At 62.6% G+C, this 13,801-nt stretch carries 12 protein-coding genes; 11 read left to right on the top strand and 1 reads right to left on the bottom strand.

Translation table 11 applies throughout. The annotated features are described in order from the left end of the window. Positions 1–148 precede the first annotated feature (148 nt). The 5 genes from cyoA (at position 149) to C404_RS41005 (ending at position 4,872) form a co-directional block, all read left to right on the top strand. Positions 149–1,225, top strand: coding sequence for a ubiquinol oxidase subunit II (cyoA, locus tag C404_RS41025; protein WP_031329277.1), 1,077 nt, complete (start codon positions 149–151; stop codon positions 1,223–1,225). 80 nt (positions 1,226–1,305) lie between these two features. Beyond that, complete coding sequence (gene cyoB, locus C404_RS41020) at positions 1,306–3,309, top strand: cytochrome o ubiquinol oxidase subunit I (RefSeq protein ID WP_021194593.1); 2,004 nt, start codon at positions 1,306–1,308, stop codon at positions 3,307–3,309. Then, a complete protein-coding gene (gene cyoC, locus C404_RS41015) occupies positions 3,302–3,958 on the top strand; it encodes a cytochrome o ubiquinol oxidase subunit III (RefSeq protein ID WP_021194592.1) in 657 nt (218 codons plus the stop codon). Before cyoB ends, cyoC begins: the two co-directional genes overlap by 8 nt. Next, positions 3,955–4,389, top strand: coding sequence for a cytochrome o ubiquinol oxidase subunit IV (gene cyoD, locus C404_RS41010; protein ID WP_021194591.1), 435 nt, complete (start codon positions 3,955–3,957; stop codon positions 4,387–4,389). Before cyoC ends, cyoD begins: the two co-directional genes overlap by 4 nt. A 147-nt stretch (positions 4,390–4,536) precedes the next feature. Next, a complete protein-coding gene (locus C404_RS41005; RefSeq protein WP_021194590.1) occupies positions 4,537–4,872 on the top strand; it encodes a hypothetical protein in 336 nt (111 codons plus the stop codon). A 4-nt stretch (positions 4,873–4,876) separates the two neighbouring features. Here C404_RS41005 and C404_RS41000 read toward each other — a convergent pair whose 3' ends face one another. After that, positions 4,877–5,773, bottom strand: coding sequence for a LysR family transcriptional regulator (locus C404_RS41000; RefSeq protein WP_021194589.1), 897 nt, complete (start codon positions 5,771–5,773; stop codon positions 4,877–4,879). A 117-nt stretch (positions 5,774–5,890) separates the two neighbouring features. On the opposite strand from C404_RS41000, the gene C404_RS40995 reads away from it, so the two are divergent. The 6 genes from C404_RS40995 to C404_RS40970 all read left to right on the top strand — a co-directional run bounded on the left by C404_RS40995 (position 5,891) and on the right by C404_RS40970 (position 13,604). Continuing rightward, on the top strand, positions 5,891–7,654 hold the full coding sequence (locus C404_RS40995) for an acyl-CoA dehydrogenase family protein (RefSeq protein WP_021194588.1): 1,764 nt from the start codon (positions 5,891–5,893) through the stop codon (positions 7,652–7,654). After that, positions 7,651–8,838 carry a CaiB/BaiF CoA transferase family protein gene (locus C404_RS40990; protein ID WP_021194587.1) on the top strand — a complete coding sequence of 396 codons (1,188 nt, stop codon included), beginning with the start codon at positions 7,651–7,653 and terminating at the stop codon, positions 8,836–8,838. The genes C404_RS40995 and C404_RS40990 overlap by 4 nt, the downstream gene beginning before the upstream one ends. 80 nt (positions 8,839–8,918) lie before the next feature. Further along, a complete protein-coding gene (locus tag C404_RS40985) occupies positions 8,919–10,328 on the top strand; it encodes an MFS transporter (RefSeq protein ID WP_021194586.1) in 1,410 nt (469 codons plus the stop codon). 105 nt (positions 10,329–10,433) lie between these two features. Next, a complete protein-coding gene (locus tag C404_RS40980; RefSeq protein WP_021194585.1) occupies positions 10,434–10,628 on the top strand; it encodes a hypothetical protein in 195 nt (64 codons plus the stop codon). A 159-nt stretch (positions 10,629–10,787) separates the two neighbouring features. Further along, positions 10,788–11,306 (top strand): sigma-70 family RNA polymerase sigma factor, encoded by a 519-nt coding sequence (locus tag C404_RS40975; protein ID WP_021194584.1) that lies wholly within the window; start codon positions 10,788–10,790, stop codon positions 11,304–11,306. A 225-nt stretch (positions 11,307–11,531) separates the two neighbouring features. Next, positions 11,532–13,604 carry a TonB-dependent siderophore receptor gene (locus tag C404_RS40970; RefSeq protein WP_232317477.1) on the top strand — a complete coding sequence of 691 codons (2,073 nt, stop codon included), beginning with the start codon at positions 11,532–11,534 and terminating at the stop codon, positions 13,602–13,604. Positions 13,605–13,801 lie beyond the last annotated feature (197 nt).

Below are 13,801 nucleotides of genomic sequence, written 5' to 3'. Positions count from 1 at the left end.
CGTGGAGTCTCCATCGAAGGGTAGGTGTCGTACTGAACACAAACTCGGCAAGCACAAGTCCAAGAATAGCGCCTAAACTGCAACAGCAAATCGAAAGATCGCTGGGCGTCTCCCAGCGCGACGTTAACCAGACGCCACTTCCGAGACCATGCCACGCTTCGATGCAGCGGTGACACTCCTCAGCGTTACGGGAAGATCGCTTTTGCGAAGTGCCGCAATCGCCTCATTGGCGATCCTTGCGGGATGTAGCAATGCGGTGCTGTTGTCGCCCGCTGGCGACATGGCGTTGCGACAGCGGGACCTGATCATCATCGCCACGTGCCTGATGCTGTTGATCATCGTGCCCGTGATCTTTCTCACGCTGCTGTTTGCATGGCGATACCGGGAGGGCGCCAAAGACGCGCCCTACAACCCGGAGTGGGACCATTCCACGGTGCTGGAACTGGCGATCTGGGCCGCGCCGCTGTTGATCATCATCACACTGGGCGCCATCACCTGGGTTAGCACCCACCAGCTCGATCCGTACCGGCCGCTGACGCGGCTTGATCAACATCGCCCGGTCGCTGTGGAGAGCAAGCCGCTCATCGTGGAAGTGGTGGCGCTGGACTGGAAGTGGCTGTTCCTCTATCCCGAGCAGGGCATCGCCACCGTCAATGAACTGGCTGCGCCGGTGGATCGGCCGATCGCGTTCAAGATTACGGCCACCTCGGTCATGAATGCGTTCTTCGTGCCTTCGCTGGCGGGCATGGTCTATGCCATGCCGGGCATGGAAACCAAGCTGCATGCGGTCATCAACCAGCCGGGCGTCTACGACGGATTCTCATCCAACTACAGCGGCGCGGGCTTCTCGCACATGCGGTTCAAGTTCCATGGCTTGTCCAACGAGGATTTCGATCGGTGGGTCCAGCAGGTCAAGTCGTCTGGCACGCAGTTGTCGAAGGACACCTACCAGAAGCTGGCCCAGCCCAGCGAAAGCGAACCGGTACAACGCTATGCCAGCGTGGCACCGAACCTCTACGACCTCATCCTGACCCGTTGTGTAGATGCCCAGACGTGCCAGCCGAAGGTCATGGCGCGCAATCGTGACGGCGTGCGCAACAGTAATCGCGGTAGTGACCGGTTCGATCCGACGGCGGAAATCTGCACCGCGAGCAACACGGCCGATGCCATGCCAATCTTTGCGCCGGATGTCGCCAGCAACGACAACCGACGGCTGTTGCAGTAGCGCACGACCCTGCGCCCCTTTGACGCTTTTCGCCAATGTTGATCGGCCACGATTGATCAAACCAGGCCCAGGTGACAACCATGCCCGAGCGTTCCGAACTCGCCAATCTGATCTTTGGCCGCCTGTCGTGGGAGGCCATTCCGTACCACGAGCCGATCCTGCTGGCCACCTTCGCGGTGGTTGCGATTGGCGGCCTCGCAGTGGTGGGGCTGCTGACCTACTACCGCGTTTGGGGCTACCTGTGGCGTGAGTGGTTCACCAGCATCGATCACAAGAAGATCGGCATCATGTACATCGTGCTGGGCATCGTGATGCTGCTGCGCGGCTTTGCCGACGCCATCATGATGAGGATGCAGCAGGCGGTCGCGTTTGGCGATAGCACTGGTTTCCTGCCACCGCATCACTACGACCAGATCTTCACTGCGCACGGCGTGATCATGATCTTCTTCGTGGCCATGCCGCTGGTGACCGGCCTGATGAACTTCGTCATGCCGCTGCAGATCGGCGCGCGCGACGTGGCGTTCCCGTTCCTCAACAACTTCAGCTTCTGGATGACCACGGGCGGCGCCATCCTGGTGATGATGTCGTTGTTCGTGGGCGAGTTCGCGCGCACTGGCTGGCTGGCGTATCCGCCGCTGTCGGGCATCCTGGCGAGCCCCGACGTTGGGGTCGATTACTACATCTGGGCATTGCAGGTGGCCGGGGTTGGCACCGTGCTATCGGGCATCAACCTGCTGGTGACCATCGTCAAGATGCGTGCGCCGGGCATGACGCTGATGCGTATGCCGATCTTCACCTGGACGGCGCTGTGCACCAACACGCTGATCGTCGCTGCCTTTCCGGTGCTGACGGCCGCGCTCACGTTGCTGGCCCTGGACCGTTATGCCGGCACCAATTTCTTTACGATCGACCAGGGCGGCAGCGCGATGATGTACGTGAACCTGATCTGGATCTGGGGCCACCCCGAGGTCTACATCTTGGTTCTGCCGGTGTTTGGCGTGTTCTCGGAAGTGGTGGCCACGTATTCGCGCAAGCGCCTGTTCGGCTACGCGTCGATGGTCTACGCGACGGTCGTGATTACGGTGCTGTCGTATCTGGTCTGGCTGCACCACTTCTTCACGATGGGGTCGGGTGCGAGCGTCAACTCGTTCTTCGGGATCACAACGATGATCATCTCGATCCCGACCGGCGCCAAGATCTTCAACTGGCTGTTCACGATGTACCACGGCAAGATCCGCTTCGAGCCGCCGATGCTGTGGACCATCGGGTTCATGGTCACCTTCGCCATTGGCGGCATGACCGGTGTGCTGCTGGCGGTGCCGCCGGCCGATTTCTCGCTGCACAACAGCCTGTTCTTGATCGCCCACTTTCACAACGTGATCATCGGCGGTGTGCTGTTTGGGCTTATGGCGGGCATTTCGTACTGGTTCCCCAAAGCGTTCGGCTACCGGCTGGTGTCGTCGTGGGGTAAGGCCTCGTTCTGGTTCTGGTTCATCGGTTTCTACTTTGCGTTCATGCCGCTGTACTGGCTGGGCATGCGCGGCGTGACCCGTCGGATGAGCCATTTCGACGATCCGTCATTGCAGATCTGGTTCCAGCTTGCTGCATTCGGCGCGCTGCTGATTGCCATTGGCATTGCCTGCTTCCTGATCCAACTGGTGGTGAGCTTCCTGCGCCGCGAAGAACTGCGTGATACGACCGGTGACCCATGGAACGGCCGTACGCTTGAGTGGTCGACCTCGTCGCCGCCGCCGCAGTACAACTTCGCGCTCACGCCACTCGTGCATGACTCCGATGCCTGGTGGCAGATGAAGCAGTACGGCTACAAGCGTCCACAAGAGGGCTTCGTCCCGATCCACATGCCGAAGAACACGGCGGCGGGCATCCTGCTGGCGGGGCTGTCCACGCTGTGCGGCTTTGCGTTGATCTGGCACATCTGGTGGCTGGCCATTGCATCGTTCGCGGCCACGATTTTCTCGGCCATCATCCACACCTTCAACTACAAACGCGACTACTACATCCCGGCGGAAGATGTGGTCCGGACTGAAGCATCACGTACCCAACTGATGGCAAGCCATGGCTGATACGACCGTACCCTTGCATGCGAACAGTACCGCCGGGGCGGATGTGGTCCCGCCCGGCGGCTACCAGTTCCACGTCACCGGAGAGCATCACGTGCCCAACGGCACGCTGCTTGGGTTCTGGATCTACCTGATGAGTGATTGCTTGATATTCGCGTGCCTGTTCGCCGCTTATGGCGTGTTGGGCCGCGAATACGCGGGCGGGCCGACCGGGGCGGAGCTGTTCGAGCTGCCGCTCGTGGCGCTGAACACGTCGTTCCTGCTGCTATCGTCGATCACGTATGGCTTTGCAATGCTGCAGATGCAGCAGAACAAGGTCCGGCCCATGCAGCTCTGGCTGGCCATCACCTGGCTCTTCGGTGCCGCGTTCCTGGCAGTGGAACTCTACGAATTCGCACACCTGATCCACGAGGGGGCAGGGCCGCAGCGCAGCGCCTTCCTGACATCGTTCTTCTCGCTGGTCGGTACGCACGGGTTGCACGTGACGTTTGGCCTGATCTGGCTGATCGTGCTGATGCTGCAGGTGTCGCAGCACGGGTTGATTACGGCCAACAAGCGGCGGCTGATGTGCCTGTCGATGTTCTGGCACTTTCTGGACGTCGTCTGGATCGGTGTCTTTACCTTCGTCTACCTGATGGGAACGCTGCCATGAGCGCGCACGACCAAACGATCAGCGGACACGGCGATGGCCACGGTCATCACCACGAGCATCACGAAGAAGAGGTCGGGCCGCATGCCACACTGGGTGGCTACCTGACGGGTTTCGTTCTGTCCGTCTTCCTGACGGCGATTCCGTTCTGGCTGGTGATGGGCAACGTGTTCGACAAGTCGTCGACCACGGCGGTGGCGATCCTGTTGATTGGCGCGGTGCAGATCGTGGTGCACATGATTTACTTCCTGCACATGAACGCCAAGTCGGAGGGCGGCTGGAACATGCTGTCGCTGATGTTCACGCTGGTGCTGGTGGTCATCACGCTCAGCGGTTCGCTCTGGGTGATGTATCACCTGAACACCAACATGATGCCGCACATGCGGCCCATGCCAGGCTCGGGCAGTGCGATCTTGCCGCCGCGGAGCCAGTAGGGCGGTGGATGCTCATCCCAGAGATCATCGTCACGAACAAGGCCGACGACGACGTCAAGATCATCGGTGATGGCCTGAACGGCTGGGCGGGAAACTCCAGCACAATGCGTCTCGCACGCATCGCCCAACCAGGAAAGGGACTCATCCATGTACAAGGCATTCGCAGCGCTCACGCTTGCGCTCGCATCTGGCGCCATCCACGCCGCTGATACTACCGTCCGTACCGAAAACTATCCGCGCCCGCCATACTCCGGCGCCACGTATTACATCTACGAGCGCGATGGCCAGACCATCTGCACCAAGCTCCAGGTCTGCAACAAGTACGACCAGTGCGATACCAAGTACGTGAAGGGCAGCTACACGGATGAGGAGGATGTGCAGACTGGTGACCCCTATGGCAAGACCGATGCCGTGGTGATCGGCAAGGAGAAGCTGACCAAGCATGTCTGCCTGACCAAGTTCAAGCTGACCAGCCAGCCCTGAGCGTTCAGGGGTTCACGTTCTCCCGCGCGGCCGCTTCCAGGTATTCGAGAAAGCGGCTCGCCACCGGCTCTGCATCGCCCGTGCGTCGCAATGACAGCACGGGCGATTCTTTTTTGTCGCCTGCCAGCGGCACGAAGCTGACGCGCGCATCGCCTGCGTGCTGCAGTGTCTTGGGCACCAGCGCCACGCCCATCCCGAACCCCACCATCGTCACCACGGTCTGCCAGAGCCGCGCCTCGTGGCGGATCACCGGGCTGAAACCGGCATCCACGCACAACGCGATGATCAGGTCGTGATAGTGCGGTGACACCGTGCGTGGGAAGAGGATGAACGGCTCCTGTGCCAGCGCATCCAGTGCCAGGCTCTTGCGGCGAGCTAGCGTGTGGCCGACGGGCAGGCACGCGACAAAGGGTTCGGAGAAGATCGGCGTGGAAACGACTTCGGCAGGGAAGGTGCCCCAGTACGCACAGCCCAGGTCGATCTGCTGGCGCTGGATGGCCTGGACCTGCTCGCCGGTATTCATCTCGCGCAGGATGATCTCCACCGCCGGGTGATCGGCCTCGAAACGTTCCACCGCACGGGGCAGGCCGCGATACAGCATGGAATTGACGAAGCCCACGCGCAGCCGCCCAGCCAGCCCATGCGCGGAGCGCTGCGTGATGCGCTCGACCTCGGCCGCTTGCTGCAGCAGCTTGCGGGCCTCGTCCAGCAGCACCTGGCCGGCGTTGGTAAGCGCCACGCTCTTGTTGGTGCGCGCGAGCAGTTGCACGCCCAATTGCTCCTCGAACTTGCGGATATCGAAGCTCAGCGCCGGCTGCGAGATGAACAGCCGCTGTGCCGCACGCCCGAAGTGCAGTTCTTCCGCCACGGCAACGAAATAGCGCAGCTGCTTGAGGTCCATGGCGGGTTCGTTCAACGATAAGGATTGTTTATCGTACAGGACAAAACCTGTATTGGACGATTATCGATGGTGTTCCTATGCTGGCCGGACAACACAGGAGACAGCGAGGCCACCCGCATGAACGACATCGCCCGCGAACCAATCATTGGCCAGCCCGTTGGCCACCAGAACATCCCCGACAGCCGGGGCATCAACTTCTTCCATGTCGATCTGGATCTCGGACGCCTGCTGCGGCTGTACCTGGGTGACGCGCAATACCGTGAGCTGGAGCCGCAGCTCAAGTCGCTGGGCCTGCGCGCTTCGGACGAGCTCGATGCCTGGGCCACCAGTGCCGACCACAACCCGCCGCAACTACGCCACCGTACGCGCCGCGGCGAGGCGCTGCAGAGCATCGATAAGCACCCCGATTACGTCGCGCTGGAACGTGTGGCGTATGCGGAACTCGGTCTTGCATCGATGAGCCATGTCGGCAGCGCGCCGCCGCCGCTGGTCAAATACGCGCTCACGTATCTGTTCGTGCAGGCCGAATTTGGCCTGTGCTGCCCCGTCAGCATGACGGATTCGCTTACGCGCACGCTGCGCAAGTTTGGCGATCCGGCACTGGTGGCGCGCTATCTACCGATGCTGGCTTCGCGCGACTTTGATGTGCTGTACCAGGGCGCGATGTTCATGACCGAGCAGGCCGCCGGCTCGGACGTCGCTCGCATCGCCACGCGCGCCGCGCTGGAAACCGCACCCGACGGCACACAAACCTGGCGCCTATACGGCGACAAGTGGTTCTGCTCCAACGCCGATGCGGACCTCGCCATGGTGTTGGCCCGTCCGGACGGTGCGCCGTCGGGTATCAACGGCCTGGCGTTGTTCCTGCTGCCCAAGACGCTGCCGGATGGCGCACGCAACAACTACCGGATCATCCGCCTGAAAGACAAGCTCGGCACCCGCTCCATGGCCAGTGGTGAGATCACCCTCGAAGGCGCCACCGCCCACCTGATCGGCGAGATCGGCCGTGGTTTCCACCAGATGGCCGACATGATCAACATGTCACGCCTGTCGAACGGTGTACGTGCCGCTGGCCTGATGCGCCGCGCCACCACCGAGGCTCTGCACATTGCGCGCAACCGTGAAGCCTTCGGCCGCAAGCTGATCGACATGCCGTTGATGCAGCGTCAGCTCCTGAAGATGCTGCTGCCGACCGAGCAGGCACGCTCGATGTTCATGCAGATCGCGCAGCTGCTGCCGCTGGCCGATGCCGGCGACGAACAGGCTGCCAAGTGCGTGCGCATCCTGACGCCACTGATCAAGTTCCGCGCTTGCCGCGATGCCCGCCGCGTGACTGGCGATGCGATGGAGGTGCGTGGCGGCACCGGCTACATCGAAGAATGGAGCGATGCGCGCCTCGTGCGTGATTCGCATCTCGGCTCGATCTGGGAAGGCACGAGCAATATCGTCGCACTCGACATCGCTCGCGCCGTGAAGCGTGAAGGCGCGCTGGAGCCGCTGCGTGCATACCTGCTGGAGCTGCTCGATGGCGCTACGCTGCCGGCGCAGAGCGATGTGCTGCTGCGTGCCACGCTCGACCGCGTCTGCCGCACCATCGCCAAGGTGGCCGAAGAGGGCAGCGACGAACTTGTGCGTCAAGCCGGTTCAGCGCTGTACCACATCACCACGGCGATCTTCATGGCGGTGGAAGGCGTGCGTCTGGCGCCGGATCATCGGCGTCTGGCGCTTGCGCATCTGGTGTTGCGGCACAAGCTGCTGCCTGTCGATCCGCTGGCCTTGCCCGAGAGCGACGATGCTCCGCTGTTCGAGGCGCTCGTCAAGCAGCGTGAGGTTTCGCTCGCGCTGGCCATGCAGGCGCTGCCGGCCGGAGATGCGCAATGAGCGCGGTCAATGGCGCACTGCACGGCCTGAAAGTCATCGACCTGAGCCGCGTGCTCGGCGGCCCGTATTGCACGCAGGCCCTGGCCGATCACGGCGCACAGGTCATCAAGCTCGAACCCCCCGTCGGCGACGAGACCCGCACCTGGGGCCCGCCGTTCGATGAGAGCGACACCGCCTGGTACTTCAACGGCGTCAATCGCAACAAGCTCGGCATCTCGGTCGACCTGTCGTGCGACGAAGGCCGCGCGGTGCTCTGGCAACTGCTGGAAGACGCCGATGTGCTGGTCGAGAACTTCAAGCCCGGCACGCTGGCGCGCTGGGGCATGGATTTCGAGCGCGATCTGCAGCCGCGCTTTCCGCGCCTGATCCACTGCGCCGTCTCCGGCTTCGGCCCCGATGGCCCGTTGGGCGGGCTGCCCGGTTACGACGCCGCCATCCAGGCTATGGCCGGCCTCATGAGCGTCAATGGCGAGCGCGAGGGTGGACCGATGCGTGTCGGCCTGCCGATCGTCGACATGGTGACGGGGCTCAACGCGCTGGCCGGCATCCTGCTGGCGCTGGCGGAGCGCGAGAAAAGCGGGCGCGGCCAATCCATCGACATTGCGCTGTACGACTGCGGCGTGTCGCTACTGCATCCGCATCTGCCCAACTACTTTGGCTCGGGCAAGGTGCCGCAGCGCAGTGGCAATGCACACCCGAACATCACGCCGTACGACAGCTATCAGACCGGCACCACGCCGATCTTTCTGGCGGTGGGCAACGACCGTCAGTTCGCCAAGCTATGCGCGCACATCGGTGTGCCCGAGTTGGTGGAAGATGCTCGCTTTGCCGACAACCGCAGCCGTTGCGCGCATCGCCCGGAGCTCAAGCAGGCGCTGGAGGCACAACTGGCGCGCTTCGATTGCGAGACGCTCGCGCAAGACCTGATCCAGGGTGGTGTGCCGTGCGGGCCGGTGCTGAGCGTCGACGTGGTGGCGCGCCATCCGCACACCCTGCATCGGCAGATGGTGGTCGAGCTGGGCGATTACCGTGGCACGGGCTCGCCGATCAAGCTGTCGCGCACGCCGGCCACGTATCGCAATGCGCCACCTGCGCTCGGTGCCGATACCGATGCCGTGCTGGCTTCGCTCGGTATCGATATGGAAACCCGGCAGCGCCTGTTTGAGGCAGGCGTTCTGAAATGAACTAAGGCAGCTTCACCACAACACGGCAGACGGCCCGACAGAGGCCGCACCGAACCGGCAGTACCACCAAGGAGACCAACATGCCTCACCAGTCCGCGCCCCAGGCCGCGAACCTGCAGCCGCGCCGCGCCGCGGTTGCCGCGTTCATCGGCACCACCATCGAGTGGTACGACTTCTACATCTACGGTCTTGCCGCCGCGCTGGTCTTCGGCAAGGTGTTCTTCTCCAAGACGCTGGACCCGGGCATCGCCACGCTGCTGTCGTTCGTGACGCTGTGGGCTGGCTTTGCCGCGCGGCCGATCGGCGGCATCATCTTCGGCCACCTGGGCGACAAGATCGGCCGCAAGACTACGCTCATCGTCACGCTCATCCTGATGGGGCTCGCGACGATGGGTATCGGCCTGCTGCCCAGCTATGCGCAGATCGGCATGTGGGCGCCGGTGGGGCTGGTGGTGCTGCGCGTGATTCAGGGCGTGGCCGTGGGCGGCGAGTGGGGCGGTGCGGTGCTGATCGCCAGCGAAAGCGCGCCCAAGCGCAAGAGCATTCTGTACTCCGCGTTTGCGCAGCAGGGTTCCCCCACAGGCAACCTGCTGGCAACGGTGGTGTTCTTTGCGTTGAGCGCGCTGCCCACACCGCAGTTCATGTTGTGGGGCTGGCGCGTGCCGTTCCTGCTGTCGGCGCTGCTGGTGATCGTGGGCATGGTCATCCGCCTGAAGCTGGAAGAGTCCGACGACATGAAGCGCGTGCTGGCGCAGAAGAAGACCGTCAAGTTGCCGCTCAAGGATGTGGTGCGCGACCACTGGGGCCTAGTGCTACTGGGCGCGGGTACGTTGCCGCTCATCCACGTGACGTACCTGAAGAGCAACTTCGCGTTGGCGTGGGCCACGAAGGAACTCGGCTACGCGCAGGACACCTTCCTCGGCATCATCGCGATTGCGCTGGTGGTGCAGTTCATCACGCAGCCGCTGGGCGCGTGGTTGGTCTCGCGCATGGACATGCGCCGCGCGATCTGCCTGATGGTGCTGCCCGAGTTTCTGCTCATGCCGGTGATGTTCTTCGCCATCGAGACCAAGGTGGTCTGGATTGCGTTGCTGGGCATGTGCCTGGCGACGATTCCGCATTCGATGTTCTACGGCGCCATCGGCGGCATTCTGGCGCGCGTGTTCCCGACGCGCATCCGTTACACGGGCCTGTCGCTGGCGTATCAGCTGTGCTCGTTGGTGGTGGGCGGTGGCACGCCGGTGTTTGCGCAGTGGATGCTCAACAGCACCGGCAACATCGTGGGCGTGGCTGCATCGTCGGCGCTGTATGCGCTGGTGTCGCTGGCGTGCACACTGGTGCTGCTCAACCGCACGGGCTATCGCGCAGACGAGCTATCCACTGCCGAGCGCGCGGATGCGATGGACTTGGGGCAGGGTGACGCCGATGCACGTATTGGTGCCCCCGGGGCACCTGCTTCACCGGCCGGCAAACCTGCTGCCGCGGCCTGAACGCGGGCGCCTACGCGAAACGTGCGGTGGCGCGCCTGCCGCACGTTCCCTACGATGACAAGGCAAGCAGCACAAAGCACTGTGCAGACAACCGGGAAGCGTGCCATGTCCATCTTTGACGAGAACGAGCACCGCGAGGCCTTCTGGGAAACCGTGCGCCAGGCCATCGAAGCGCGCGAGCAGGCCGATGAAGCGCGCCGCTCCGGCCGCATGACCGGGCTGGCGATCGGTTTGTCGCTGGCCGCCCTGGCCGTTGCCCTGATGGCGTGGCGGCATCGCTCAACGGACAGTGCGGCTTAAGGGCGTCTTGCCGCCGCACGCCAATTCTTAGTACTCCCTTTCGAATCCCCGTTTGCGAACAGGGTTGCTCGACCCATACAATGCGAATGATTCTCATTTGCATGGGCGCCATGTGTACGTAGTTGCGTGCGCGCGTCCGGCCCATCTCCGGGAGCCCGCATGCCGGCCGTTCAGCCCAACCCGCTGCACGACATCGACGCGCTTTACATGTGCCACAGCGATTGGCTGTTCGCCTGGCTGCGCAGGAAGCTCGCGTGTCCGGAGGAGGCGGCGGATGTACTGCACGACACCTTCATGCGCGTACCGGCCGTGCCGGATGCGTTGAGCGAGGTGCGGGAGCCGCGCGCTTACCTGACCACCACCGCCAAGCATCTGATGATCGATCGTGCGCGCCGGCGGCGTGTCGAGTGTGCCTGCCTGGATGAGCTGACGTTGCGATGCGAGCAGTTTGGTCATGCACCATCGCCCGAGCAGCGCATGGCACAGGCGCAGACGCTGCAGCACACGAGCACGATGCTGGAAACGCTGTCGCCCAGCGCACGCGAAGCCGTTCGCTTGCGTTACATCGAAGGGCAATCTCATGCGTGCATTGCCGAGCAGCTTGGCAAATCAACGCGCATGGTGCGCAAGTACCTCGTGCAAGCGGTTGAGCGTTGCGCGACGTGCACGAGGGCCTGATCAAAAAAAGTTCCAGATCGAGTTCCGCTTTTGCCGTGTGGATCGTCGATGGGTGTGGAAACCACACGCATCTTCCAACACACCATGCCAAAGCACATCAACACAACAACGGTTTTTCCATCTGAAACGACTTGCCCGATTTCCGGCCCGACGCTGCGCCCGCTGGCGCTTGCTGCACGGCTGACTTGCGCAGTGCTGCTGGGGGTAGCGCTACCCGCGCAAGTGATGGCACAGAGTACCACCGCAGAGGTGAATGCCACGCTGCCCACCGCGACCGTCGTCGGCCGCAGCGAGACAGCGCAGAGCCCCGGCAAGGGCTTTGTCGCCAAGCAAAGCTCGGCAGGCACCAAGACCGATACGCCGATCATCGAGACGCCGCAGTCGATCTCGGTGATCACGCAACAGCAGCTGGAAGACCAGCGGCCGCGCGGCTTGTCGGAAGCGCTCAACTACACGACGGGCGCGTTCACTGGGTTGGTCGGGGCGGCCAATCGCTATGACTACGTTGCGCTGCGCGGCTTCAATGACGCCAGCGTCAACAACGCGCTGCTTGATGGCCTGAGCCTTCAGGGCGATCAGGGCAGCTACAGCTCGTTCCAGATCGATCCGTATTTCCTGCAGCGCATTGACGTGCTCAAGGGGCCGGGTTCGGTGTTGTTCGGGCGCGCTTCGCCAGGGGGCGTCGTGTCACTCGTCAGCAAGAAGCCGCTGTTCCAGCCGTATCACGAAGTCGAGTTGACGGTGGGCAACCGCAACCGTGTTGAAGGGGCGTTCGACATCTCTGGCCCGGTGGATCAGAACGGCGTGATGGCCTTTCGCGTGACCGGCTTGGCACGCGGCATGGATTCGCAGTTCCAGCATGTGCGGGAAGAGCGCTTTGCCATCGCGCCGTCGTTGGCCATCAACTTCACGCCTAACACGCACCTGTTGCTGCAGGCCTATCTGCAGCACGATCCGGAAGGCAGCTTCAATAGCGGCGTGCCGGCGGAGGGCAGCCTGTTCCCGCACAACGGCCGCACCATCTCGCGCTACTTCTTCGACGGCGACCCGACAGTCGAAAAATTCCGCCGCACCCAGCGCATGCTGGGTTACCAGTTCGAGCACATGTTCAATGACGCGTGGACGGCGCGCCAGAACTTCCGATACATCTACGGTGACGTGCGCATGCGCCAGATCTACGGCTACGGCTGGGCCGATGCGAACAACCTCACGCGCTATTACGCTGGCGCCAAGGAGGCCACGCACGCCTACACGGTCGATAACCAGCTCGAAGGCAAGTTCACGACCGGCCCCGTCAAGCACACGCTGCTGGTTGGCCTGGACTACCAGAAGCGCCACGTCGATGGCTTTTGGGAATCCGGCAGTGCGGACCCGATCAACGCATTCAACCCGGTCTATGGCAATCCGGGTCTGACAGGTGTGACGGCGACGCCGATAGACCGCTGGCTTGAGCAGACCGGTGTGTACCTGCAGGACCAGATCGCCATCGACCGCTGGCGCTTCACACTGGGCGTGCGTGAAGACCACGCCAAGGCATCCAACCTGTATGGCACGGGCACCCCGTCGGAATGGAGCGGCTCGAAGTTCACCAAGCGTGCGGGCGTGGTCTACCTGTTCGACAACGGTATCGCCCCGTATTTCAGCTATGCCGATGGCTTCAACCCGAGCATCCGGACGGATCAGCGGGGCAATCTGCTGCAACCGGCCACGGCCAAGCAGTTCGAGGCGGGTGTGCGTTATCAGCCCAAGGGCTCGAGCACGATGCTGTCGGCCGCCGTGTTCAACCTGGAACAGGAGAACATCGCCAACCGGCCATCTGCCCAGGTCTACTACGTGCCCACTGGCAAGGTGCGTACGCGCGGGCTGGAACTGGAGGCGCGTTCACAGATCGCGGACAACGTTTCGCTGCTGGCCAACTACACGTTCACCGACATGAAGTTTGTCGAGTCCACCGAAGGCTTTGTCGGGAATACGCCGTATCAGGCGCCGCGCCATATGGCATCGGTGTGGGGTGATTGGACCTTCATGCCCGGCTACACGGCGGGTGTGGGGGTGCGCTACGTTGGCACGAGCTATGGCGACAGCGCGAACAGCTTCAAGGTGCCGCCGTACACGCTGGTCGACTTGATGCTGCGTATCGATCTCGCGCGCTGGGACCCATCGCTCAAGGGTGCAAAGTTGCAATTGTCGGCAAAGAATCTCTTTAATAAAGCGTATGTGGCATCTTGCATGAACAGCAACTACTGCTATTGGGGTGATGCGCGCAGCGCAATGGCAACCATTTCGTATCAATGGTAATTAAGATTTATTCACGCAAGCATCATCCTGCTTGTATAGTATTGTGACTTAGCTTGTTGCCCGGCGGCTTTTTATTGAAGTCGCCGGGCCAGTCAGCATCTATCCCGATATCGCATCCGCGATATTCCATGATCCTTCAGCGGCCGGCACGCATCGGTCGTGATCTGCTCCCCACCTGAATTTACCCAGTCTAGGCG

It is taken from the genome of Ralstonia sp. AU12-08 (assembly GCF_000442475.1).
Classification (GTDB): Bacteria; Pseudomonadota; Gammaproteobacteria; order Burkholderiales; family Burkholderiaceae; genus Ralstonia; species Ralstonia insidiosa.
This window is presented reverse-complemented; position numbering and strand designations above follow the sequence as displayed.

Bases quoted from the DNA above. Each gene is read 5' to 3' on its own strand.
- C404_RS40985 (WP_021194586.1), top strand. From the start codon at position 8,919: ATGCCTCACCAGTCCGCGCCCCAGGCCGCGAACCTGCAGCCGCGCCGC.
- C404_RS40990 (WP_021194587.1), top strand. From the start codon at position 7,651: ATGAGCGCGGTCAATGGCGCACTGCACGGCCTGAAAGTCATCGACCTG.
- cyoA (WP_031329277.1), top strand. From the start codon at position 149: ATGCCACGCTTCGATGCAGCGGTGACACTCCTCAGCGTTACGGGAAGA.
- C404_RS41005 (WP_021194590.1), top strand. From the start codon at position 4,537: ATGTACAAGGCATTCGCAGCGCTCACGCTTGCGCTCGCATCTGGCGCC.
- cyoB (WP_021194593.1), top strand. From the start codon at position 1,306: ATGCCCGAGCGTTCCGAACTCGCCAATCTGATCTTTGGCCGCCTGTCG.
- cyoD (WP_021194591.1), top strand. From the start codon at position 3,955: ATGAGCGCGCACGACCAAACGATCAGCGGACACGGCGATGGCCACGGT.
- cyoC (WP_021194592.1), top strand. From the start codon at position 3,302: ATGGCTGATACGACCGTACCCTTGCATGCGAACAGTACCGCCGGGGCG.
- C404_RS40980 (WP_021194585.1), top strand. From the start codon at position 10,434: ATGTCCATCTTTGACGAGAACGAGCACCGCGAGGCCTTCTGGGAAACC.
- C404_RS40975 (WP_021194584.1), top strand. From the start codon at position 10,788: ATGCCGGCCGTTCAGCCCAACCCGCTGCACGACATCGACGCGCTTTAC.
- C404_RS40970 (WP_232317477.1), top strand. From the start codon at position 11,532: ATGGCACAGAGTACCACCGCAGAGGTGAATGCCACGCTGCCCACCGCG.
- C404_RS41000 (WP_021194589.1), bottom strand. From the start codon at position 5,773: ATGGACCTCAAGCAGCTGCGCTATTTCGTTGCCGTGGCGGAAGAACTG.
- C404_RS40995 (WP_021194588.1), top strand. From the start codon at position 5,891: ATGAACGACATCGCCCGCGAACCAATCATTGGCCAGCCCGTTGGCCAC.